Source organism: Pseudomonas sp. 43mfcvi1.1, assembly GCF_900115935.1.
GTDB classification, from domain to species: Bacteria; Pseudomonadota; Gammaproteobacteria; order Pseudomonadales; family Pseudomonadaceae; genus Aquipseudomonas; species Aquipseudomonas bijieensis.
Genome location: NZ_UETT01000026.1, coordinates 1 through 24,139, shown reverse-complemented (window position 1 = coordinate 24,139; position 24,139 = coordinate 1). Strand labels below are relative to the sequence as shown.

General features: G+C 56.6%; 16 protein-coding genes and 4 pseudogenes. 17 read left to right on the top strand and 3 right to left on the bottom strand.

The genetic code is table 11. From position 1 onward, the window contains the following. Nucleotides 1-100: 100 nt before the first annotated feature. From DTP52_RS30440 to DTP52_RS30425, 4 genes are read left to right on the top strand one after another with little or no spacing between them, the layout of a single operon-like run. Entirely contained in the window at nucleotides 101-2,005 is a 1,905-nt protein-coding gene (locus DTP52_RS30440; protein WP_076384060.1) for a sigma-54-dependent Fis family transcriptional regulator, read from the top strand. After that, nucleotides 2,005-3,723, top strand: coding sequence for an ABC transporter ATP-binding protein (locus tag DTP52_RS30435; RefSeq protein WP_054068830.1), 1,719 nt, complete (start codon nucleotides 2,005-2,007; stop codon nucleotides 3,721-3,723). The genes DTP52_RS30440 and DTP52_RS30435 overlap by 1 nt, the downstream gene beginning before the upstream one ends. Continuing rightward, nucleotides 3,713-4,390, top strand: coding sequence for a S8 family serine peptidase (locus DTP52_RS30430; RefSeq protein WP_054068831.1), 678 nt, complete (start codon nucleotides 3,713-3,715; stop codon nucleotides 4,388-4,390). Before DTP52_RS30435 ends, DTP52_RS30430 begins: the two co-directional genes overlap by 11 nt. Then, nucleotides 4,387-5,682: an FAD-dependent monooxygenase gene (locus DTP52_RS30425; RefSeq protein ID WP_076384061.1), complete on the top strand. Its 1,296-nt coding sequence runs from the start codon at nucleotides 4,387-4,389 to the stop codon at nucleotides 5,680-5,682. Before DTP52_RS30430 ends, DTP52_RS30425 begins: the two co-directional genes overlap by 4 nt. A 121-nt stretch (nucleotides 5,683-5,803) precedes the next feature. On the opposite strand, the gene DTP52_RS30420 is transcribed toward DTP52_RS30425, so the two are convergent. After that, nucleotides 5,804-7,294 (bottom strand): aldehyde dehydrogenase, encoded by a 1,491-nt coding sequence (locus tag DTP52_RS30420; RefSeq protein ID WP_076384062.1) that lies wholly within the window; start codon nucleotides 7,292-7,294, stop codon nucleotides 5,804-5,806. 466 nt (nucleotides 7,295-7,760) lie between these two features. Here DTP52_RS30420 and peaA point away from each other — a divergent pair, with 466 nt between their 5' ends. The 12 genes and pseudogenes from peaA (at nucleotide 7,761) to ccmI (ending at nucleotide 20,993) form a co-directional block, all read left to right on the top strand. Continuing rightward, nucleotides 7,761-9,341 carry a quinohemoprotein amine dehydrogenase subunit alpha gene (gene peaA / locus DTP52_RS30415; protein ID WP_054068834.1) on the top strand — a complete coding sequence of 527 codons (1,581 nt, stop codon included), beginning with the start codon at nucleotides 7,761-7,763 and terminating at the stop codon, nucleotides 9,339-9,341. Nucleotides 9,342-9,422: 81 nt separating this feature from the next. Then, nucleotides 9,423-10,853 carry a quinohemoprotein amine dehydrogenase maturation protein gene (peaB, locus tag DTP52_RS30410; RefSeq protein ID WP_054068835.1) on the top strand — a complete coding sequence of 477 codons (1,431 nt, stop codon included), beginning with the start codon at nucleotides 9,423-9,425 and terminating at the stop codon, nucleotides 10,851-10,853. 1 nt (nucleotide 10,854) lies between these two features. Beyond that, nucleotides 10,855-11,178 carry a quinohemoprotein amine dehydrogenase subunit gamma gene (gene qhpC / locus DTP52_RS30405; protein WP_008016081.1) on the top strand — a complete coding sequence of 108 codons (324 nt, stop codon included), beginning with the start codon at nucleotides 10,855-10,857 and terminating at the stop codon, nucleotides 11,176-11,178. Between the two features lie 24 nt (nucleotides 11,179-11,202). Further along, nucleotides 11,203-12,321 carry a quinohemoprotein amine dehydrogenase subunit beta gene (gene peaD / locus DTP52_RS30400; protein ID WP_054068836.1) on the top strand — a complete coding sequence of 373 codons (1,119 nt, stop codon included), beginning with the start codon at nucleotides 11,203-11,205 and terminating at the stop codon, nucleotides 12,319-12,321. Nucleotides 12,322-12,400: 79 nt separating this feature from the next. After that, entirely contained in the window at nucleotides 12,401-14,083 is a 1,683-nt protein-coding gene (locus DTP52_RS30395; RefSeq protein WP_054068837.1) for an AMP-binding protein, read from the top strand. Between the two features lie 298 nt (nucleotides 14,084-14,381). Further along, nucleotides 14,382-15,515 (top strand): annotated as a pseudogene (locus DTP52_RS31795) (chemotaxis protein); the annotation flags it as partial. Nucleotides 15,516-15,905: 390 nt separating this feature from the next. Beyond that, nucleotides 15,906-16,442: pseudogene (locus DTP52_RS31790) on the top strand (methyl-accepting chemotaxis protein); the annotation flags it as partial. 127 nt (nucleotides 16,443-16,569) lie between these two features. Further along, nucleotides 16,570-17,325: a heme ABC transporter permease gene (locus DTP52_RS30385; protein ID WP_054068839.1), complete on the top strand. Its 756-nt coding sequence runs from the start codon at nucleotides 16,570-16,572 to the stop codon at nucleotides 17,323-17,325. Beyond that, nucleotides 17,322-17,498, top strand: a complete 177-nt coding sequence (ccmD, locus tag DTP52_RS30380; RefSeq protein WP_007939192.1) for a heme exporter protein CcmD — start codon at nucleotides 17,322-17,324, stop codon at nucleotides 17,496-17,498. The genes DTP52_RS30385 and ccmD overlap by 4 nt, the downstream gene beginning before the upstream one ends. Then, on the top strand, nucleotides 17,495-17,950 hold the full coding sequence (ccmE, locus tag DTP52_RS30375; protein WP_054068840.1) for a cytochrome c maturation protein CcmE: 456 nt from the start codon (nucleotides 17,495-17,497) through the stop codon (nucleotides 17,948-17,950). Before ccmD ends, ccmE begins: the two co-directional genes overlap by 4 nt. A gap of 3 nt (nucleotides 17,951-17,953) precedes the next feature. Beyond that, nucleotides 17,954-19,942: a heme lyase CcmF/NrfE family subunit gene (locus DTP52_RS30370; RefSeq protein WP_109756617.1), complete on the top strand. Its 1,989-nt coding sequence runs from the start codon at nucleotides 17,954-17,956 to the stop codon at nucleotides 19,940-19,942. Nucleotides 19,943-20,000: 58 nt separating this feature from the next. Next, a pseudogene (gene ccmI, locus DTP52_RS30365) lies at nucleotides 20,001-20,993 on the top strand (c-type cytochrome biogenesis protein CcmI). Between the two features lie 165 nt (nucleotides 20,994-21,158). On the opposite strand, the gene DTP52_RS30360 reads toward ccmI, so the two are convergent. Continuing rightward, a complete protein-coding gene (locus DTP52_RS30360) occupies nucleotides 21,159-22,010 on the bottom strand; it encodes a 3-hydroxybutyryl-CoA dehydrogenase (protein WP_054068841.1) in 852 nt (283 codons plus the stop codon). A 180-nt stretch (nucleotides 22,011-22,190) separates the two neighbouring features. Here DTP52_RS30360 and DTP52_RS30355 point away from each other — a divergent pair, with 180 nt between their 5' ends. Next, the gene (locus DTP52_RS30355) at nucleotides 22,191-23,231 is read left to right on the top strand and encodes an AraC family transcriptional regulator (protein ID WP_076384064.1); all 1,041 of its coding nucleotides are present in this window, start codon (nucleotides 22,191-22,193) and stop codon (nucleotides 23,229-23,231) included. A gap of 179 nt (nucleotides 23,232-23,410) precedes the next feature. Here DTP52_RS30355 and DTP52_RS30350 read toward each other — a convergent pair. After that, nucleotides 23,411-24,139, bottom strand: a pseudogene (locus DTP52_RS30350) (TonB-dependent receptor); the annotation flags it as partial.

The following is a 24,139-nucleotide window of genomic DNA, read 5'->3' as shown; positions in this document are numbered from 1 at the left end:
GCGCGCGACACTTGAATCCAGAGGGGGTTGGCGCGATGCTTGCTGAGCGTAGCGTCAGCAAGTGCACATAGGTGGACGGATTAGCTAGGAACTCGCCAACATGCTCAAGAAAACAATAATAGATAGCCTTCGACCCGAAGCTCACCTGGCTCGTGAAAAACTGCACCACGACGGCGCCATTCCTGACGGATTATTACGTGCTGAAATTGATGCTTCCTGGCGCCGTAGCATGGAGCATGGTGTGCTTTTCAATGCTGGATATGATGAGCTGGAGCAGCAGTCCCGTTTGAGTGTTGAAGCGTTGGCTGCTAGCAACCGATTACTGATTGATGCAGCGCTACCCGCGATCGACTTTCTAGCCGAACGGCAGGGTAAGACAGGCGTGATTATTCTTGCCAATGCTGATGCCACCATACTCACTGTCGAAGGGCGCGCCGACCGCCTCAAAAGCTTGGGAATGGAAGACATCACTCATGGCGCCTGCTGGAGCGAGGCTGCTCGTGGCACCAATGCGTTAGGCACCGCGCTGGTCGAAGCCCGTCCTACAATGATTGATTGCGGCGAGCATTTCCTAGATCGCCTGAATGGTATTTCCTGTGCATCGGTGCCGATCTACTGCCCTCAAGGCAATATGCTCGGTGTGCTTGATCTAACCCGTGAAGGCCCGCTTGGGCGCGTACAAGACAATACAGCACTGTTGAACATGGCAGTCAGCCAAATTGAGAGTCGGGTTTTTTATAGCAGCTACCCTGACGAAATAGTGTTGGCATTTCACAATCGTCGTCAGTATCTCGAATCGTCATGGCAGGGACTCATGGCGGTGAGCTTGGCAGGGAAAGTTCTTGCGGCTAGCGCCCAAGCCTGTCAATTGCTTGATACCCAGCGCTCGGCGGTGATTGGTAAAGATTGTGAAGAGTTTTTTGGCGTCGACGGCATGCAGTTTCTGCTGCAGTCGTATCATGCTGGAATGGGTAGCTTGCAGACTCCTAGAGGAGAGTTCTTTTACAAAGTTCTGCGTGCGCCACAACGTTCCCTCACCGTTAGCGTGCCGTCTAGAAGCACTGTCAAGGTCACTCATGCACAGCCCAAGCTTGAAACTCTGGCCGGCAGCAATGCGCGCTACGCCCGGGCTTTGCGCATGGCTCGTCAAGGTCTGGCTAATGAACTACCGGTTTTGCTGCTGGGCGAGACTGGGACCGGCAAAGAAGTCATCGCCCGCGCTCTGCACATGGCAGGGACGCGCTGCGAAAAACCATTCGTGGCGGTGAACTGCGCGGCGATTCCAGAAGGTTTGATTGAATCAGAATTGTTCGGGTACCGCGAAGGAGCCTTCACGGGCTCTCGCCGTGGCGGTATGGTCGGTCGATTGCAGCAGGCGCATGGTGGCACGTTGTTTTTGGACGAAATCGGCGATATGCCTCTGGCTTTGCAAGCGCGGCTTTTACGCGTTCTACAGGATCGCAAAGTAGCTCCCTTAGGGGCCGGCGAAGAGCAGAGCATTGACATAGCGCTGATTTGCGCCACTCACCGTGACCTCAAGCGCCAGGTGGAAGAAAAACAATTCCGCGAAGATTTGTTCTACCGAGTTAATGGTATTAGCGTCGTGCTACCAGCCTTGCGGGACCGCGACGATGTGGGGCTGCTGATAACTCAGTTGTTGGAGAAGCTTGGCTCTCCGAACGTATCATTAGACGAAGGGCTAAATCGCTTGTTACTTGACTATCATTGGCCGGGTAACATCCGCCAGTTGGATACTGTTCTACGCACAGCGCTTGCCATGCGCGAGCCGAGTGAGTGTGTTTTGAAACTAGAACACCTGCCGGACAGTATGCTGGATGAGCTGAGTGCTGGCGAACGGCAGCCGTCCGGTAGCATACGCGAAAATGAGCTAGAACTGATTCGCCAGTCCCTCGACACTCACAACGGAAACGTCTCAGCCGCTGCCGATACTTTAGGCATTAGCCGTGCGACGCTGTATCGTAAACTTAAACAGTTGCGCTCTTGATGCTGCGCTTAATAGCAAGGCTAATAGAAGGTCAAAGCCCGGCTGCGCTGCAGACCTCGTTGGGTTGGCTTTATAGCTTTGTCAGGCCACACAGGTGGGCAATAGCTGGTTTACTCGGCTTGTCGATCGGCGCGTCGATGCTGGTTCTGGTTCAGCCATGGCTGACCAAACTGCTGATTGATGATGGGCTTCTGGCACGGGACTTCTCCATGCTTGTGCGTATTGCCTGCCTGATGATCGTGGCAGGTTTGCTGGGAACTGCGCTTTCGGGAGTCAATCGTTACCTGCACACGCGATTGTCCGGACGAATCCTTTTTTCGTTGCGTGACGATGTTTATCAGCACTTGCAACGCCTATCACCGGGATTCTATGGGCAACGACGCATTGGTGATTTGATGTCGCGTCTCGACGGCGATGTCGCGGAGATTCAGCGCTTTGCCGTCGATTCGATGTTCTCTGCGGTGTCGAGCGTGATCGGTCTGGTGGTCGCCGTGGCGATGTTGGTGACCCTGTCGTGGCAACTCTCGCTGCTGGCCTTGGTGCTGATTCCACTCGACGTGCTTTGGCTACGCTGGATGCGGCGTAAGGTCGAGCGCGATGTGCGGCAGTTGCGCGAGCGTTCGGCGGATATGTCCTCGTTCATGGTTGAGACCTTGCCGGTGATGAAATTCATTCAGTCCGCCGGTCAGCAACAGCGCGAGGCGCGGCGACTGGAGACGTTGGGCCAAGGGTATATGAGTCAGCTCTTGCGCCTGCAGGTCACTGAGTTTTTCACCCAAGCGGTGCCCGGCACGCTGACATCGTTGTCGCGGGCCTGTGCGTTTTTGATTGGCGGGTACTGGGTGGTGCAAGGGACTTGGCAATTGGGCGCGTTGATCGCCTTTTCCACCTATCTGGGCATGGCTGTCGGCCCGGTCCAGAGCCTGCTAGGGCTCTACGTCGCGATTCAGCGGATGACCGTGAGCCTTGGGCGGGTCATGGAACTGCGCGGTGAAGAGCCAACCGTCCTCACTCCGGTTGCGCCGCAGCCGATGCCGGTCTCTGGCGAACTGCGTTTCGACAACGTGCACTTCAGCCATCCCGGTCGCCCGACCACCTTGCGTGGTATTCAAGCGCGAATTCCCTATGGGTTGAAAGTCGCCCTGAGCGGCGGCTCTGGTGTCGGTAAGTCGACCCTGATCGATCTGCTGCAGCGGCACCACGATCCGCAGTCCGGTCGGGTCTTGCTGGGGGAGGTCGATCTGCGGGAACTGGACCTGTTCCAGCTGCGTCGGCGGATAGCCGTAGTCAGTCAGGACATCGTGCTGTTTCGCGGCAGCCTCGCCGACAACCTGGCCTACGCGGTGCCCGACGCCAGTCGCGAAGCGATTGCCGAAGTGGCGCGGCTGGCGCAGCTCGACAACCTGGTCGAGTCACTGCCCGAAGGCCTCGACAGCCCTTTGGGCGAGCGTGGCCAGCAGTTGTCCGGCGGACAGAAACAGCGCATCGCCATCGCCCGGGCGCTGTTGCAGGATCCGTTGATCCTGGTGCTGGACGAAGCGACTTCGGCGGTCGACGAAGCCACCGAGCGCGAAGTGATCGCGGCCATCGACCGGTTGTTCGCCGGGCGTACGCGGATCCTGATCAGCCATCGCCCCTCGACCCTGGCCGATGCCGATCTGTGCTTTGAACTGCTGGATGGCGTGCTCACGTCAAGAACGGTGCAGCATGAGGCCTGAGCTGCGGATTGGGGTGGTGGACAGTGGTCATTCGCCGGCGCAACGGGGGCGAGTGATTGCCGGTCGGCGGTTCTCGCTACAGGAGGATGGACTGGCCGAAAGCGATCTACGCGACGATCCGCTGGGCCATGGTAGCGCGGTGATCGAGGCCATCAGCCGGCGTGCACCGACGGCGGTTTTTTGCGTAGCCCAGGTGTTCGACCAGCGTGGCGTCACCAGCGCCTTGCAGATCGCTACCGCCATCGATTGGCTGGTGGCGCAGGACGTGCGGTTGATCAATCTGAGCCTCGGGTTGCGGCAGGATCGTCACCTGTTGCGTGAAGCCTGTGCTGCGGCGGTGGCGCGGGGCATTTTGCTGTGTGCGTCCAGCCCGGCCCAGGGCGAGGGGGTGTTCCCGGCAAAGTATCCGCAGGTGCTGCGGGTCACCGGCGACGCTCGTTGCACCGAGCAGCAATGGTCGTGGCTCAACAGCGCCCAGGCGGATTTTGCCGCGTGTGTTCACGGTACCTACCCGGGGCAGTCGGGTGCGAGCCTCGGCTGTGCGGCATTGAGCGGGCACATTGTGGGTTTGCTCATCGAAAATCCCGAGGCGAGCAACGAACACGTTGTCGAGTGGCTGCAAAAGAACGCCCGTTATCACGGCCCTGAACGGCGCGTCGGTGCATGAAGCCGATTGTGATTCTTGGTGCGGGGCCTGCGGGGGCGGCGGTGGCCCTGGGGTTGCGACGGCTTGGGTATCCCGTGACATTGGTCAGTGAATGGCGGCGCTTCGCGGCACTGGAAGGGGTTTCCGTGCGGGTATTGGATGCCTTGCGCGGTGCGGGACTGCATCAAGCATTGACGGATGCGGCGCAGCCTTCCCAGCGACAGGTGTCCTGGAACGGTCAGCAGCATGCTCAGAACATCGAATTTTTGCTGGATCGCCCGAGCTTCGATCGCGGCTTGCGCGAGGATTTGCGCCTGGCGGGGGTTGAGTTGATCGAGGGCCGAGTGCTGACGGTGCAGCCACACGCTTCGGCACATCGAATCGAACTGCAAGGGCGTGACGCGCTGCTCGCGGATTTCCTGGTGGAGGCCCGCGGACGCCAGGCACCTGCCCTTGGCAAGGGCTTGCGTGGGCCGGAGACGGTCAGCTTGCTCAATCGCTGGCAAGGTGCGCCGGGTACCAACGCCAGTGCTGTGGAAAGCCTTGCGGACGGCTGGGCCTGGATGGCGCGCCGGGCCGACGGCCAGTGTTATTGGCAATGGACGGTGGACGTGGCCAGTGCCGAGTTGCCGGGCAAGGCGCTGTTGCTCGACTACTGCCGCCAGCGGTTCCAGCAGTCGGCATTGACCCAGGCGTTTTTCGGGGGTGAACCGCAAACCGATCTGCACCTGCATGCCCGCAGCAGTACGGCGATCTTGTGTCCGCAGGTCTGCGGCGATCATTGGATTCGTGTGGGCGACGCCGCCATGGCGGTGGATCCGCTGTCGGGTAATGGCATCTTCCAGTCGTTGTCTTCGGCGTTGCAAGCGCCTGCGGTGATCAACACGCTGTTGCGCAAACCTGAGCGGAGGTTGCTGGCACAGCGTTTTCATCAGCAACGGGTGGAGCAGTTGTTTTTACGCTTCGCGCGCATTGGCCGGGACTTTTATGCCGATGAGCAGCGTTGGTCCAACCAGCCGTTCTGGCAGGCGCGGCGGCAGTGGCCGGATGCAGAGGTCGCCCATGCCGGGGCGGATTTTTCCACTCTTAGGATTGAGCTGGCGCCGGTATTGCGCGATGGATTTGTGGATGAGGCCGAGGTGGTGATCACGGCGGATCAGCCGCTGGGGATCTGGCATGTGCAAGGGGTGGAGTTGGCACCGTTGGTGCGGCGGTTGCGCAGCGAGCCGGCCGAGCGGGTGTTGGCGGGGTTGACAGTGGAGCAGGGCAGGATGGTTCGGGGGTGGTTGTTGGCGCAGGGATTCAGGCCCTGACATTTGGGTTGTCTGGGCTGGCCTATCGCGAGCAAGCTCGCTCCCACATTGAATTTGTGTTCGACGAAAAACACTGTGGAAGAGAGCTTGCTCGCGATGGCTGTCTGAAAAGCGCCGCTAATTACAACTTGATCAACACCGATTTCAACTCGGTGTAATGCTCGATCGCCGCATACCCCATCTCACGGCCGACCCCCGACATCTTGTAGCCGCCAAACGGCAACGCCGGGTCCAAGGCGCTATGGCAGTTGACCCAAACCGAACCCGACTTGATTCTCGGAATCATCCGGTGCACCGCCGCCATGTCATTCGACCAAATGCTCGCCCCAAGGCCATAAGGGCTGTCATTGGCCATGCGTAACGCATCGGCTTCGTCATCGAACGGTATTGCCACCAGGACGGGGCCAAAAATTTCTTCTTGTACCAGCGAATGCTTCTGATCGACATCGACTATCACTGTGGGTTTGACGAAATAGCCGGGCCCGTACTGCTCGCCGCCACAGGCAATCGTTGCGCCACTTTCGCGACCTTTTTCGATATACCCGTAAACCAGACCCTGCTGGCGGGCAGAGATTAACGGCCCCATCTCGACGGTTGTATCCAGTCCGTTCCCCATCTTCATGGCGTTGGCGATATCAGCGATATCGGCTACAACATTGTCGAAGTGTTTGCGCTGAACATAAAGCCTTGAACCGGCGCAGCACACTTGACCCTGGTTGAAAAAAATGGCGCTTGCGGCGCCCGCTGCCGCAGCTTTCATCTCTGCATCGGCCATAACAATGGTCGGTGATTTTCCTCCCAGTTCCAAAGTGACTCGTGTCATTGTCTCCATGGCGACTTTGCCGATCTGTTTACCAACGGCAGTGGAACCCGTGAAGGTCAGCTTGTCTACCAGAGGGTTATGGGTGAGTGCCGAACCGGCGGTGATTCCTGTACCGGTGACGACGTTAAACACACCTTCCGGGTAACCGGCTTCCAATGCAAGTTCGGCCAGCTTAAGGACCGAGAGTGGTGTTTCATCTGCTGGTTTGAGCACCATCGTACAGCCGGTGGCCAAAGCTGGTCCAAGCTTCCAACATGCTAGCAACAGCGGGAAGTTCCAGGCGACGATTGCGCCCACTACTCCCACCGCTTCGCGACGGATAAAACTGTGGAACTGGTCGTGAGGCATAAGTGGTACTGAAACCTCGACCGTTGAACCTTCGATCTTGGTTGCCCAGCCTGCCATATAGCGCAGGAAATCAATGGATAGCTGAACATCCATGGCCCGGGCCACCGCTACGCTTTTGCCGTTATTCAGGCATTCCAGTTGGGCGAGAACGTCGGCGTCACGCTCCATCAGATCAGCTAGTTTCCACAGCAGATTCTGGCGTTCTCGGGGGCGGGTTCGGGTCCAGGCCGAGTCATCGAAAGCCTGGCGTGCAGCAAGCACCGCACGATCAACGTCGTCAGCTGTTGCGCGTGGCACAACGCAGAGTTCTTCCCCCGTGGCTGGATTGCGTAAGGACATGATTTGACCATCGGCCGCTTCGACCCATTGACCCCCGATAAGCATGCGCGGAGCTCGTTGGATAAACGCCGTGGTGTCTGGATGCAGGTTTGTGAACGACATGACATAACCTCTTTCGTTAATGTGAAGAGGTTCATGGCAATGGTTGTGCCAGTTACGCTACTCATAGCGAAAGGCACGATTTTCCAAGGGTAAGGCCGTTATGCAGATTTATTTTTGAATGGCTGAAGGTCGTATATTGAGACTGCTTGAGACTGCGTGAGACACAAGGTCCGATCTTTTATAACAACCACCTGATGTCTCGTGGGTGCCTGCACTGACAATAGTCTGCCTGTCTCAACTTAACACAGTCGTCGCGAAGTGAAACACCTAGCAGTGAGGCTGGAGTAGTTAAGTAGCGGGTGTTGTCAGCGATACTCCGCGTATTGAGCGAGATGTCCAAGGTTGGCACGGTCTGTGTATTGGTGACTCCAGGCGTGTTCTGTTTCCACCTGCCGCAGTTCGTTGAAACAGGAACCGTATCCACGAATGAAAAAAATAAGAATGCACCGTGCGAGGTTCGACGTTGATGAAGAGAAAACTCCGACTAGGCTTGAGTGCCAGCCTAATGTGTGTAGCCGCTGTTATGACGCTGCATTCACCTTCCAGTCTGGCTGCTCGAGACGCCAAGACTATCCTCAACGAAACCTGTCGAGGCTGCCACATACCTGAAGGTAGTGACGCCCTGAGTCGTATTAGTCATCAGCGTAAAACACCGGAAGGCTGGCTTATGACTATTGCAAGAATGCAGACCATGCATGGCTTGCAAATCAGCGATGAGGACCGTCGTACGCTGGTTAAGTACTTATCCGACACTCAAGGCTTGGCGCCTATTGAAACGGATGGCGTGCGTTACGCTTTAGAGCGTCGACTAAATACTGTCGAAAAATTCGACGTTCAAACCAGCCAGATGTGCGCGCGCTGCCACTCAGGTGCGCGAGTCGCTCTTCAACGTCGTCCTGCAAAGGAATGGGAGGAGTTGGTTAATTTCCATCTCGGACAGTGGCCGTCACTTGAATATCAGCTTCTTGCGCGCGATCGTGAGTGGTTTGATATCGCCCGCAAAGAAATGGTGCCACTGCTCGCTAAACGCTACCCGCTAGACAATCCAGCCTGGAATAAATGGCTCAGTACCTCACCGAAGGCCGAAGCCTTTGTCGGCGAGTGGAGCTTCAGTGGTCATATGCCAGGTAAAGGAGAGTTGAGTGGCGTCATGAGCGTGACGGCTGATGGCGTCGACACCTTCAAGGTCAACATCAAGGGCCAGTACGCCGATGGCACGCTATTCAACGGCGACGGCAGCGCAATTCTCTATACCGGCTACGAATGGCGCGGCAACGTCACCATTGACGGGGTGACGATGCGCCAGGTGTTCGCCGCCCAGGGTAATGCGATGCAAGGCAGGATGTTCGAGACCGACCACGACGAGCGAGGCCTGGATTTCGTCGCTGCCAAAGAGGGCAGCAGTCGTCTGCTGGCGGTGCAACCGGGTTACCTCAAGGCTGGCGGTGAAACCGAAGTGACCCTGATCGGTACCGGCCTGACCGGTGAGCCGAACTTTGGCAAAGGCGTGGAAGTGGTCCAAGTGCTGGAGCAAAGCTCCGAGCGTCTGCGGGTCAAACTCAAGGCCGCTGCCAATGCGCAGTCGGGCCTGCGCAACGTCACGGTCGGCACGCTGAAAGGCCCGACGCTGTCGGTCTACAGTAAGATCGCCGAAGTCAAAGTCGTGCCCGAGTTCTCGGTGGCGCGGATCGGCGAGGGCGGTGGCTCGACGCCGAAAGTCCAAGGCCGTTTCGATGCTGAAGCCTGGGGCAAGGGGGCTGACGGCAAGCCATACCGCATCGGCGTGTTCCCGGCGCAATGGAAAGTCGAAGCCTTCGACGACCGCGCCAAGGAAGACGAAGACGTGAAGTTCGCCGGCACCATGCAGGCCGACACCGGCGTGTTCACTCCGGGCGATGCCGGGCCGAACCCGGCACGCAAGATGTCCACCAACAATGCCGGCAACCTCAAGGTCATCGCCGCCGTCGACGATGCAGGGAAATCCCTGACGGGCGAAGGCCACATGATCGTTACCGTGCAACGCTGGAACAATCCACCCATTCCATAAGTTGGCTGTTTTTAGCGGTTTCAGACACCTTTCGGAATGATCGCAGGCCTCGTGAATCGGGGCTTGCACAGGAGGTTTGCAATGGGCGCTATTTTGAATCTGGTCGAACGCAATTTGCACGAAGTGCATGTCGACGCCGACCGCATGCTGTTCCATATTCCCAGCAGCTCGCTGTTCGCCAGCGACGAGCTGACGGGCACCATCATCGATACTTTGCGCGGTCCCGGCTGTTCATCGGACGACCTGATCCAGCGCTTGGCGGCGCGTTTCAACGGCGAGGAAATCACTGAGACCTTGCGTGAGCTGATGGCCCTGGAACTGGTCAGCGACGGCTCGCCGCTGACCCCGGACATCGCCACCAAGCGGGTCGAGCGCACGGCTATCAACACCGTGGTGCTCAACGTCAACACCGGTTGCAACCTCAGTTGCACCTACTGCTACAAGGAAGATCTCGACAAGCCGTCCGCGGGCAAGAAGATGGACGTCGAGACTGCCATCGCCTCGGTGGAAATGCTGCTGCGCGAATCCCCGGACGAAGAACGTTTCACTGTGGTGTTCTTCGGCGGCGAGCCGCTGAGCAATCGCAAGCTGATCGAGTACATGGTCGACTACTGCGAGAAACGCTTCCGCGAGGCCGGTAAATTCGTCGAGTTCGTCATGACCACCAATGCCACGCTGCTGACCGAGGAAACCGTGGACTACCTCAACGCCCACCGTTTCGGGCTGTCGGTGAGCATCGACGGGCCGAAGACCGTGCACGACCGCAACCGCATCACCGTGGGCGGGCAGGGCACCTATGACGTGGTGCGGCGCAAGGCCGAGATGCTGTTGTCACGTTACAACAGCCGTCCAGTGGGCGCACGGGTGACCTTGACCACGGGCGTTACCGATGTCGAGACCATCTGGGATCACCTGTTCAACGAGTTGGGCTTTGCCGAGGTTGGTTTTGCCCCGGTGACGTCCGGTGACATCAGTACTTTCAACCTCACGAGCGATGAACTGGTGCAGGTGTTCGCCAACATGAAGGCGCTGGGTCGTCGTTACCTGGAAGCGGCGCTGGAGCACCGCAACATCGGCTTCTCCAACCTGCACCAGTTGATCACCGATATCCACGAAGGCCACAAGAAAGCCTTGCCGTGCGGGGCGGGCCTGAAAATGCTGGCAGTGGATCACAAAGGTGAGCTGAACCTATGCCACCGCTTTACCGGTTCGAGCTTGCCCACGTTCGGCAATGTTCACAGCGGTGTGAAACAGGTCGAGTTGAACGACTTTTTGTCCCAACGCCTGGACCGCACCAATACCGGTTGCGAGGACTGCCAAATCCGCAATCTGTGCTCCGGCGGCTGCTACCACGAGAGCTACGCCCGTTATGGCGACCCTACCCATCCGACCTATCACTACTGCGAGTTGATGCGTGACTGGGTCGACTTCGGTATCGAGGTTTACACCCGGATCATGGCTAATAACCCTGCGTTCATCAGCAGTTACATCACTCCGCGCAAGGCTCACTGATATGAAACATCTCAAGGCAATCAATAACAAAGCGTTGAAGCTCGACCAGGCCGCGGACGAGAACCGCATTGAAGAGGTGGTGGCAATGAGCTCGGTGGCGGGTTGTGCCTCGACCACCGACCCGGGCTGGGAAATCGACGCGTTCGGCGGTGTGTCGTCGCTGTGTCAACCGATGGAAGCCGACCTTTACGGGTGCTCCGACCCGTGCTGGTGGCCGGCCCAGGTGCCCGACATGATGAGCACCTACCCGGACTGGAACAAGGATGCCCAGGCGTCCAACGACAACTGGCGCAACCTCGGCACTGTCTTTCCGAAAGACAAGTGATCAAATAACAAGAAGGATTCCAGCATGCACAGCATCAAAGCCTGCGGCTTGGCCGCGTTTGCCGTCCTGAGCGCCAGTTCGTTCGGTGTTTTGGCCGATGAAGCGACTCCTCTTAAATCGGGTCATGAGTACATGGTGACTCCCAATTATCCGAATAATCTGCACGTTATTGATCTGGCCACTGACACGTTGTTGAAGACATGCAGAATGCCCGACGCTTTCGGGCCTGGGACAGTACAGTTGTCGCCGGATCGCAAAATTGCTTATGTCCTCAACAACCACTACGCCGATGTCTACGGCGTGGAGCTGGACAGCTGCAAGCAGGTGTTCCACGCCAGCATTGGGCATCAACCTGGTGAAAGCGCCAAGTCGATGTTTGCCTTTACGGTCAGCCATGATGGCAAAGAGCTCTTCGCCGTCGCCAATCCAACCTTGAAACTCAACGACCGGTATGTAGTGCAACAACCTCGCCTTGATGTTTATTCCACGGACGCGGGAATGAATGCCAAACCCGTGCGCAGCTTTCCTGCGCCTCGGCAATTGACCATCATGCAAAGCGGTGACGACGGCACTCTGTATGTGGCCGGGGCGGACGTCTACAAGGTCGATGTAAAGACCGGCAAGTTCGATGTACTGATTCCCAGTCGGCACTGGAAACGCCCTAACTACAGCGCACCAGATGTGCTTTATGTGTGGAATCAGCAGACCTATCGGCGTGACTTCTCGCTGCTCTACACCGCGGCGAAATACAAGGACAAGAAACAGGACCCGGCCACCGCTGAGTACGTGTATGGCCAGTTCAGTATCGACCTGAAATCCGGCAAGACCGAAACCACTGATTTTGGCCCGCTGACGGAAATCTATTTCACTGGCATGCGTTCGCCGAAGGATCCAAACTTAATGTTCGGTGTGCTCAATCGCCTGGATAAGTACGACGTCAAACAGAAGAAAAGACTCCACTCGGCCACGCTTGATCATTCCTACTATTACGTTGCCTTCAACAAGGACGGTAGCAAGATTTATTTGTCGGGTACGCTCAATGACATCGCTATTTTTGACGCTGACAGTATGAAGAAGATTGGTAATATAAAACTGCCTGGAGGTGATATGGCGTTGAATTCATCGCAAATTTTTATTCGTTGAAATTTCTTTTCCAATAATAAAAGTTACGGGCGCCGTTGCGGTCAACCGCGATGGCTGTCCTGAGTAAAAAGGGTTTGATATGAATACTCCAAGCTACAGTGTTGGGCCGCAGACAACCCCTCTATTGCCTATGACCATCGGGGCAGCCTTCGACTTGGCTGTTGAGCGTTATCCCGAGCGCGAGGCTCTAGTGGTTCGGCACCAGCAGTTGCGTTACACCTGGCAGCAACTGGCGATAGAAGTGGATCGCTGCGCGCAAGGGCTGCTTGCTCTGGGAATTAAAGTGGGCGAGCGCGTAGGGATTTGGGCACCTAACTGTGCTCAGTGGTGTATTGTGCAGTTTGCGACCGCTAAAGTGGGTGTGGTGTTAGTCAATATCAATCCTGCTTATCGTCCCAGCGAAATCGAATATGCGCTGAAACAATCTGGTTGTAGCTGGTTGATTTGCAGTGATGTTTTTAAAAGTTCTAATTACCACGATATGCTTTATGCTCTTCTGCCAGAACTTAGCTGCTCTGAGATAGGCGCTGTCAAGAGCGATAGATTGCCGGAGTTGCGAGGAGTGATCACGCTCGGCGAACAGCCCGCAGTGGGTATGTTGTCTTGGGCGGAGCTGTTGGAACGTTCCGTGATGATTGATCGCGAGCAATTGGTCGAGTGTGGAAGACAATTGCAGTTCGATGACCCTATTAATATTCAATATACTTCAGGTACTACGGGGTCTCCTAAAGGTGCGACGCTCAGCCATTACAGTATTTTGAATAATGCCTATATGGTGTGTGAAAGTATGCGCCTTACTGAACAGGACCGATTGGTAATACCGGTTCCGCTCTACCATTGCTTCGGTATGGTCATGGGGAATCTCGGTTGCGTCACGCATGGTAGTGCAATGATATATCCCAGCGCCTCTTTTGAACCATTAGCAACGCTTCAAGCCGTTGCAGAAGAAAAAGCCACCGCTATGTTCGGTGTGCCTACGATGTTTATCGCTATGCTGGATCACCCCGAGCGCACAGCTCTGGATCTAAGCAGCTTGCGCACCGGTATCATGGCCGGTTCCACGTGTCCCATCGAGGTGATGCGGCGGGTGATTGAGGATATGCATCTTACAGAGATGCAAATAGCGTATGGCATGACAGAAACCAGCCCAATATCAACCCAGACCGGGCCTGATGACGATTTTATTCATCGTATAACCAGTGTTGGTCGCACCCAGCCACATTTGGAAAGCAAAATCATCGACGAGCATGGGCGAATTGTGGCGCGTGGACAAATCGGGGAGCTCTGCACGCGCGGATACAGTGTAATGTTGGGCTACTGGAACAATCCTCAAGCGACTACGGCAGCTATTGACGCAGCGGGGTGGATGCATACTGGCGATCTCGCCACGATGGATGGGGAGGGTTATATCAGTATCGTGGGACGCAACAAGGACATGATCATTCGTGGAGGGGAAAATGTATATCCGCGAGAAATAGAAGAGTTTTTGTTTACTCATCCTGCTGTTGCGGATGTACAAGTAATCGGTGTGCCGGATGAAACCTACGGAGAAGAAATTATAGCCTGGGTTAAATTACACCCTGACCATCAAGTTGACGCAGATTCTTTGCGCGAATATTGCAAGGATAGAATTGCCCATTTCAAAGTTCCGCGAAGCTTCAAAGTGGTTGACGAGTTTCCTATGACTATCAGCGGTAAGGTACAAAAATTTGTCATGCGAGAGGTGAGTATCGCCGAGCGACGTAGTTTGGCGAAAGCATAAAAAATAAGCATTTCTAGCCTGTCCAACATCCGATTCTACTGCAACTCTAACACTGCGTGACTGAGCGGCGACGCTGGAGTATACGATTTGCATCGTGTACTCCAGGCGCTGTATTGCTCCGATAATGGTTGCGCTAGGTGCGCAGGACTGGATTTAGTGGCTGCGTTACGCTGCTTCTATACAGAGGGCTTTTCCCTTGTTTCCGAACCGACTACCCATTTTATGGAAAGTGACTATTCTGACCGGGCTCTGTCTTTTGGGGGTCGTGGCTTCGCTCGCAGGACATTCGGTTTACCGAATGAGCGAAGATACATCTTTGGTGAAAGCGAGCGTGACTCAAATGTTGGAAGCGGCAGCTCGAGAGCGCATGGAAAAAGAAGTCGAAGTACAAGCACTCACGATCAAGAATTATTTAATGTCCTCCTATCAGGAGGGGGTGAATTTTTCGAGGCATGTTCTGCAACAAAAAAAACAGATGCAAGCACTGGGGCTCGAAGCACAGACCTTGCGTGAGGGCCTCCATCATCAAGTCGAGCAGACTTTGACGGCTAACCCGCAGTTGCTTAGTTTGTATTTGGTTTTCGATAGCAATGGCCTCGATGGCGCAGATACTTTGTTTTTCAATCGAAATGAGCTGGCCAGCAATGAGGTCGGACGTTTTGCATCTTATTGGGCGCAGAAAGACGGGCACGCTACTAGCCAAGTATTACCTGAGACTTTGATTTTAGACACCACGCCCATGCTGGATGGCTCTCCTTTTAATATCTGGTTTCGGTGTCCGCAAAAAAAACTTGAGCCGTGTCTGATAAACCCGTATTTCGATGATACCTCAGGTCGACGAATGCTGATTACAACGTTGGCTTTCCCGGTAATCGAGAACGGTAAAGTTCTAGCCGTCCTCGGCATGGACATCAGTCTGGATAAGCTTCAGCAACTTGCTACATCTGGAAGTCATGATTTGTATCATGGACTTGGCTCCGTCAGCATTGTTAGTCCTGCAGGGATCCTGGCAGCGCACAGTCGAGAAGCAAGTTTACTTGGCCAGAATCTGGCAAAGGCATACCCCGAGAACGCTCATGCTTTATTAGAGTTGCAGCAACTCGGAAAGGTGAGCGAGCAGCAAAGTCGAGGTAGCTTGCAGCTGGTTGCTCCAGTAGTGCCCATTCCTAATAGCAATCCTTGGGCCCTAATCCTTGATGTTCCAATGCAATCGCTTCTTGGGCCGGCGTTGTCGTTGCGACAAGACTTGGATAATCGAAATGCAAGAAGCGTGGTGATGGAGTTGGTGCTTGGCGTCGCCCTAGCAGCTATCGGGTTGATATTGGTTTGGTTAACGGCTTCGGGTGTGACCCGACCAATTTCACGTGTAGCCGCGATGCTCAAGGACATCGCTATCGGCGAAGGGGATCTTACACGCCGTTTGGTTTACACGCGTCAGGATGAGCTAGGCGAACTGGTCGGCTGGTTCAACCGCTTCCTCGATAAGCTTCAACCGGTGATCGCAGAGGTGAAGCGCTCGGTTCAGGAAACTCGTGACACAGCAGATCAATCTACCATCATCGCGAATCAAACCAGTTCTGGTATGCAGCTGCAATATAGGGAGGTGGATCTAGTTGCGACTGCGTCCCAAGAAATGACCGCTTCTGCTCACGAGGTAGCGCGAAGTGCCGCGCTAGCTGCCAATGCAGCACAAGGGGCTGACTCGGCAACCGTAGAGGGCCTTGAGGTCATAAGCAGTACATCGGCCGCCATCGAGCGTCTGTCTCTCGAGATGAATGCGTCTATGGAAGACATACAAGACTTGACCAGTCGAAGTGATCAAATCAGTTCAGTTCTAGATGTGATACGTGCCATAGCTGAACAGATTAATCTGCTCGCGTTAAACGCAGCCATTGAGGCCGCTCGGGCTGGTGATGCAGGACGGGGTTTTGCGGTCGTCGCTGATGAGGTAAGAAACTTGGCCCGACGCACTCAGCGGTCCGTCCAAGACGTCCGCTTGGTGATCGAAGGACTGCAACAGCGTACCAAGGATGTTGTCAGCTCAATGCACAGTAGCCATTGCAAAGCGCAAAGTAGCGTTGGACAGGTGGCGTTGGCTGTTGCAGCGTTGCAGCGCATCGGCGATTCGGTATCCATTATCACCAATATGAATTTGCAGATAGCTAGCGCAGCTGAGGAACAGAGCATTGTTGTTGAAGAAATTAATCGTAACGTCGAAGCGATTCGCGATGTAACTGAATCACTCTCCGCGCAGGCGCAGGAGTCAGCGAAAATCAGTCACACCCTGAATGGCCTTGCTAACAATCAGCAGGTACTCATGGATCAGTTCGTAGTGACTTCAAACACCGGCCCCGCATGACTCATATCAGGGTTGCTCTTAAAAGTCGTGGACGAGATTTTCAGGAGCGGGCATCCGGTCCGCTTTGATAGTTGTCGGATACCATCGACGATAGCATGTGGCGCGTGAACGAAAGATGGAAACAGCAATGAACTGGACCTGGTTTCACAAGCTCGGCTCACCCAAGTGGTTCTACGGCATCAGCGGCAAGATGCTGCCCTGGTTGAGCATCGCTGCGCTGTTGTTGATTGGTTCTGGCGTGGTCTGGGGCCTGGCCTTCGCACCGCCGGATTACCAGCAGGGCAACAGCTTCCGCATCATCTATATCCATGTGCCCACGGCGATGCTGGCCCAGTCGATCTACGTGATGCTGGCGGTGTGCGGTGTGGTCGGGCTGGTGTGGAAGATGAAACTGGCCGACGTCGCCTTGCAATGCGCCGCGCCCATCGGCGCCTGGATGACTGCCGTGGCGCTGGTCACCGGGGCGATCTGGGGCAAGCCGACCTGGGGCTCGTGGTGGGTCTGGGATGCACGACTGACGTCGATGCTGATCCTGCTGTTCCTGTACTTCGGTCTTATTGCGCTGGGCAACGCCATCAGCAATCGTGATAGCGCCGCCAAGGCCTGCGCGGTGCTGGCGATTGTCGGCGTGATCAACATCCCGATCATCAAATACTCGGTGCAATGGTGGAACACCTTGCACCAGGGCGCGACGTTCACCCTCACGGAAAAACCGGCGATGCCGGTGGAGATGTGGCTGCCGCTCTTGCTGACAGCGCTGGGTTTCTACTGTTTCTTCGGCGCGGTGCTGTTGCTGCGCATGCGCCTCGAAGTGCTCAAGCGCGAAGCCCGGGCCAGCTGGGTGAAGGCCGAAGTACAGAACAGCCTGGAGGCCGCTCGATGAGTTTCGCGTCATTCGGCGATTTCCTCGCCATGGGCCATCATGGCCTGTATGTCTGGTCAGCCTATGGCATTTGCCTGGCGGTGCTGGCCCTCAACGTGGCGGCGCCGATCCTGGCCCGCAAGCGGTATCTGCAACAAGAGGCGCGTCGTCTGCGCCGGGAGAACGGTCAGTGAATCCGCTGCGCAAAAAACGTCTTGTCATCATCCTTGCGATCCTCGTCGGGGTCGGCGCTGCGGTCGGCCTGGCCCTGAGCGCTTTGCAGCAGAACATCAACCTGTTCTACACGCCGACCCAGATTGCCAACGGCGAAGCGCCCGAGGACACCCGCATCCGCGCCGGCGGCATGGTGGAACAGGGCTCGTTGGTGCGCTCTGGCGATTCACTGGATGTGAAGTTCAACGTCACCGACTTCAACAAGACCGTGACCATCACCTATCGCGGGATCCTGCCGGACCTGTTCCGCGAAGGGCAGGGCATCGTCGCCCTGGGCAAGCTCAACGCTGACGGCGTAGTGGTCGCCGATGAAGTGCTGGCCAAGCACGATGAGAAATACATGCCGCCGGAAGTGACCAAGGCCCTGAAAGACAGCGGCCAGTCGGCACCCGCGCCTGTGAAGGAGGGCTGACCGATGACGGCTGGTATCTTTATTCCCGAGTTGGGCCACCTGGCGATGATCCTGGCCCTGTGTTTCTCCCTGGTCCAGGCCGTGGTGCCCCTGCTCGGTGCCTGGCGTGGCGACCGACTGTGGATGAGCCTGGCACAGCCGGCGGCATGGGGGCAGTTCGCGTTCCTGCTGTTCGCCTTCGGTTGCCTGACCTACGCGTTCATGGCTGACGATTTTTCCGTGGAGTACGTCGCCAGCAACTCCAACAGCGCCTTGCCCTGGTATTACAAGTTCAGCGCGGTGTGGGGCGCCCACGAAGGTTCGCTGTTGTTGTGGGCATTGATTCTCGCGGGCTGGACCTTCGCCGTCTCGGTGTTCTCCCGGCAACTGCCACGCGTGATGCTCGCCCGCGTACTGGCGATCATGGGCATGATCAGCACCGGTTTCCTGCTGTTCCTGATCGTCACGTCCAACCCGTTCGAGCGCATCCTGCCGCAGATGCCGATGGATGGCCGCGACCTCAACCCATTGCTACAAGACATCGGCCTGATCGTTCACCCGCCGATGCTCTACATGGGCTACGTCGGTTTTTCCGTGGCCTTCGCCTTCGCCATCGCCGCGTTGCTCGGCGGGCGTCTCGATGCCGCCTGGGCACGCTGGTCGCGCCCGTGGACCATCGTCGCCTGGGCCTTCCTCGGTGTCGGTATCACGTTGGGCTCCTGGTGGGCCTACTACGAACTGGGCTGGGGCGGCTGGTGGTTCTGGGATCCGGTGGAAAACGCATCCTTCATGCCTTGGCTGGTGGGTACCGCGCTGATTCACTCCCTCGCCGTCACGGAAAAGCGCGGTGTGTTCAAGAGCTGGACCGTGCTGCTGGCCATCGCGGCGTTCTCGTTGAGCCTGTTGGGCACGTTCCTGGTGCGTTCCGGCGTGCTGACGTCGGTGCATGCCTTTGCCTCGGACCCTGAACGTGGCGTGTTTATCCTGATGTTCCTGCTGTTCGTCGTTGGCGGTTCGCTGACGCTGTTCGCCCTGCGGGCGCCGGTGGTCAAGAGCCAGGTCGGCTTCAACCTCTGGTCGCGGGAAACCCTGTTGCTGGGCAACAACCTGGTGCTGGTGGTGGCGGCGTCGATGATCCTGCTGGGGACGTTGTACCCGCTGGTGCTCGATGCACTGTCCGGCGCCAAGCTGTCGGTGGGGCCGCCGTACTTCAACGCGTTGTTCATCCCGCTGATGGCGATCCTGATGGTGGTGATGGCCATCGGCATGCTGGTGCGCTGGAAAGACACCCCGGTCAAGTGGCTACTGGGCATGTTGACCCCGGTACTGCTGGGCACGGCCGCCCTGGCCGTGGTGGCCGGCGTGGCCTATGGCGACTTCAACTGGGCGGTACTGGCGACGTTCGTGCTGGCGGCCTGGGTGTTGCTGGCCGGCGTCCGGGACATTTTCGACAAGACCCGCCACAAAGGCCTGATCAAAGGCCTGCCATCCCTGACTCGCAGTTATTGGGGCATGCAGATCGCCCACTTGGGCATCGCCGTCTGCGCCTTGGGCGTGGTGCTGTCCAGCCAGAACAGTGCCGAGCGCGACCTGCGCCTGGCGCCGGGGGAATCCATGGACCTGGGGGGTTATCAGTTCGTGTTCGAAGGCGCCAAGCATTTCGAAGGGCCGAACTTCACCTCTGACAAAGGCATTGTGCGGGTCATTCGCAACGGCCAGGAAATCACCGTGCTGCACCCGGAAAAACGCCTCTACACCGTGCAGAACTCGGTCATGACCGAAGCCGGGATCGATGCCGGGTTCACTCGTGATCTCTACGTGGCCCTGGGCGAGTCCCTGGGCGACGGCGCGTGGGCGGTGCGCGTTCATGTCAAGCCGTTCGTGCGCTGGATCTGGTTCGGTGGCTTGCTCACCGGTCTGGGCGGGGTACTGGCGGCGCTGGATCGACGCTATCGAGTCAAGGTGAGAACCCGGGTGCGTGAAGCTCTGGTCGTGACGGGAGCCACTGCATGAAACGTTGGTTGATGGTGTTGCAGCCAGCACCTCGATCAACTATTGGATAAAACCAAGCATGATTAATTTTTGGCTCGCCGCAGGTCTGCTTCTTTTGGTTGCCCTGAGTTTTCTGTTGATCCCTGTACTGCGTGGTCGTCGTGCTCAGCGTGAAGAAGACCGCACCGCGCTCAACGTGGCGCTGTATCAGGAACGAGTGGCCGAATTGCAGGCCGAGCGGGAGGAGGGCGTGCTCAACGCTGCGCAATTGGACACCGGTCGCGCCGAAGCCGCCTGGGAACTGCTCGCCGACACCGAAGGCGCCGATGTACCGCTTGAATCCCGGTTGGGTAAGCCATTGCCGTTGCTCGTTGCCGTGCTGGTGCCAGTGTTGGGCTTGTCGCTGTACCTGCATTTCGGCGGCAGTGACAAGGTCGAGCTGACCCGTGAATTCGCCCAGGCGCCGCAGTCGATGGAGGAGATGACCCTGCGCCTGGAACGCGCGGTGGCGGCGCAGCCGGATAATACCGAGGGCCTGTTTTTCCTCGGTCGGACCTATATGGCCGAGGATCGGCCGGCGGACGCGGCGAGGATTTTCGGGCGCATCGTGGAGGTCGCGGGGCGCCAGCCGGAGCTGCTGGGCCAGTGGGCCCAGGCACAGTATTTTGCTGATGGCAAGAAATGGTCGGATAAGGTCCAGGCCTTGACCGACGAAGCGCTCAAGCTCGATCCCAAGGAGGTCACTAGCCTCGGCCTGTTGGGCATCGCCGCGTTTGAAGGCGAGCGCTATCAAGAGGCGATCGACTACTGGGGGCGTCTTCTCGCGCAGCTACCGGAAGGTGAAAAATCCCGTGAGGCGCTGCAGGGCGCCATAACCCGGGCCACCGAGAAGCTGCAGGCCAGTGGCGGCCGCAGTTGAAACTGTCGAACTTCCCCCGAAGTCCAATTGATGGCGCGCGGACCCCGAGCCGGTCAGCCGACCGTCGGTGAGTGGATCGGCCTTGGTGCACCGCTGCCAAGCGGCACTGGCAGGCTGCAAAAGCTGACGATTGACACGTCGGAACGGCAATAGGCGGGATGTGCGTATCAATACATGGAAGGAAACGAGGCACTCTGTCTCGAGTCCTCGTCGCGTCTGGCCTCACGACTTCAGCCATCTATTAGCTTTTCATTGAGTTTGTACCAAGGGGCTTCCTCTGAACTGGCGCATAGATTTGGCTTTAACCGCTGATAATTTTCAGACGTAAAGGTGAAAACCACGTCCTGTTTTGCGTCCTAGATAGCCAGCAGCGACCATTTCTTTTAGTAACGGAGCAGGCCGATATTTACTGTCGTTGAAGCCTTCACAGAAAGTCTCAAGGATGGCCAGCACAGTGTCCAGGCCGATCAGGTCCGCCAATGCCAGCGGGCCAATCGGCTGGTTACAGCCCAAGCGCATACCCGCGTCGATGTCTTCGGCACTGGCAAGACCTTCCTGAAAAACAAATATTGCTTCGTTGATCATGGGTACCAGAATTCTATTGACTACAAACCCCGGACGATTGCCCGTCGTGACAGCGGTTTTCCCTAGTGTTGAAGATATGTTGACTGCGTAAGCATGAGTGGCATCGTTGGTTTGCAATCCTCGAATTATTTCAATCAGGCCCATTGTCGGCACCGGATTAAAAAAGTGCAGGCCTATAAAGCGCTCGGGGTGGCTCACGCCAGTGGCGAGGCGGGTGATGGACAGTGATGACGTATTGGAGGCAATCACACAACTGGCATCAACTCGCTCGGCGACACGCTGTAGAATCTTCAGTTTCAATTCGAGGTTCTCGGTGGCAGCTTCGACCACGATTTGGCTGGCGTGCAGACAGCCGTAGTCAGTACTTGTGCGAATTTTTTGGAGAGCGACCACCGTTTGCTGAGTTGTTAAGGTGCCTTTGACAACTTGTCGATTCATGTTGTTTTCCACGTTGGACAGGGCTTTTTGCAGGGCACCTTTGGAGACATCTATCAACGTCACATTAAAGCCGGTCAATGCACATATTTGCGCAATACCGTTGCCCATGGTGCCGGCGCCGATAATGCCGATATTGACTTGACTCATGGTCTGTTCCTCGTAGTGAAAGCCGTTCTGCAAACGTCTGTGGGAAGGGAAAATGCGCTCTGAATGAGCTTTTTATTGAGCTCAAGTTTAGAATCGGTAACGTCTATCGACCTATGCCCAAACTGTCCAAGGGCATTGGCGCTTTTCGCCACATTTGGGATCTATGAAAGAGGCATTTGGATGCGCGAGACGGATTCGGTGGCGGCGTATTTTATGTATCCGATGCTCCATGCATTGCGTGATAATCCCGAGCAGCTGGAATCAGTGCTTAAGCAGGTGGGTATCGATCCGGCGCTGATAGATCAGCCCAAGGCAAGGGTGTCGGCAAAGGCTTTTTCTGCCCTGTGGTTGTTGCTTATCCGAGAGTTAGACGACGAATTTTTCAGGATGGACTCCCATGGCCTGCCGCTGGGTAGTTTCGCTTTAATCTGTCGTGCATTGATTCAAGAGCCCACACTGGAAAAAGCCATGCGGCGATGCCTGGCTAATTTCGCTTTGTTCTTGAAGGATTTTCGGGGCACGTTGGGGGTTCATGGCCAGCATGCAGTCATCAGTTTGCAAACTCGTACACAAAATGACGAACTTGGCCAATTAGGTGAGGAAACGTTTCTTGTGCTGGTGATCAGTCTGATGTGCTGGTTGGGTGGGCGTCGCATTCCCATCGAACGTACAGACTTTCATTATCGACGTTCGTCACTGCGTGACGATTCCCTGCTTTGGGGACCGAACCTTACCTTCGGAACTGAACGAACCGAAATCGAATTCGCCAGTCACTACCTGCAACAGCCGGTGGTGCAGGATCTTGTTTCGCTGAAAGAATTTTTACGCTCCGCACCGCAATGGCTTGTCATCCGGTTCCGAAATCAATATGGGCTTGCCTCTAAGGTATTTCAGCGCCTACGTGATTGTCATTACAGCGAATGGCCGACCCTGCAAGCTTTCGCTCTGGAGCAGCACTTGAGTGCCAGTACCGTTCGCCGAAAACTAAAACTTGGTGGCTTTTCATATCAAGAAATCAAGGACGAGGTGCGCCGAGGATTGGCATTTGGACTGCTGCGCCAGGGTAAGGCGAGCATCAGCGATATAGCTGCTCAACTAGGCTTCCAGGAACCCAGTGCCTTTCATCGTGCGTTTAAGAAATGGACTGGGGAGAGTCCCGGACAATATCGCCTGCGACTTCAAGCGTGTGCCGATGAATCTCAAAGTTCTGAACCGTCATGAAAAAGAACGGGGCTATCGGTTGTGATGGCTGGTCGGAAGACTAATTGATTCCACAAAGTAGTCCCGTATAAATATGGCGGTGACATGTAAGCGCTGCTAGCGGGCCGTTCGCGTGTAGAACGGCCAGCTAATTGCGTCATGTTCGACCATAGCGCTGCAGCGCTATGGCACTTTGCTCGTCAATAATTCCACTGCATAGCGACCTCCAGGCTGCGCGGCTCCCCCAGGTAATATTGGGTGTTGCTCTGGTGGATGAAACGGGCGTAGAGCTCGTCGGTCAGGTTACGTAGACGCGCGCTGAGCTGCACGTGTTTGTCCAGGTCATGGACAAACAATAGACGGTGTACGAAGGCACCCACGTCGTATTGGCGGTATTGGCGTAGACCGACGATACGTAGCGCACGTCGACCCCAAGTTGCCAGTCAGGAGCCACGTCATAAGTCAGCCAGAGATTGGCTACGCGGTCGGGAATGTTCACCGGATTCTTGCCTTTGCGCGAGAACACAACACCGACGATGGTTTCATTGAACTCGTCGTACTCAGCCCTTACCCAACTGAAGTTACCGGCCGCCAATAGCTTGGGCGTGATCTTGAATGAAGCGGCCAGCTCTATGCCGGTGGAGGTTTGTTGACCCGCTTGTTCGGTGGTGTTGGGCACCGTCGAGGAGGGGACGGAGATGTTCTTGCGCACGATGCGGTAGGCCGCGGCGGTGGCCGAGCCGCGACCGTCAAGAAAATCGAACTTGCTGCCCACCTCGAATTGGCGACCGGTGCTCAAGTCGAAGTCGCTCACCTGGGCAATGGAGGCGCTGGTAAGCGTCCCTCCCGGCGGCTCGGCCGAGGTACTGTATTGGGTATAAAGGCTGACATTCGACGTCAGGTCGTACACCAGGCCCAGGCGTCCCGTG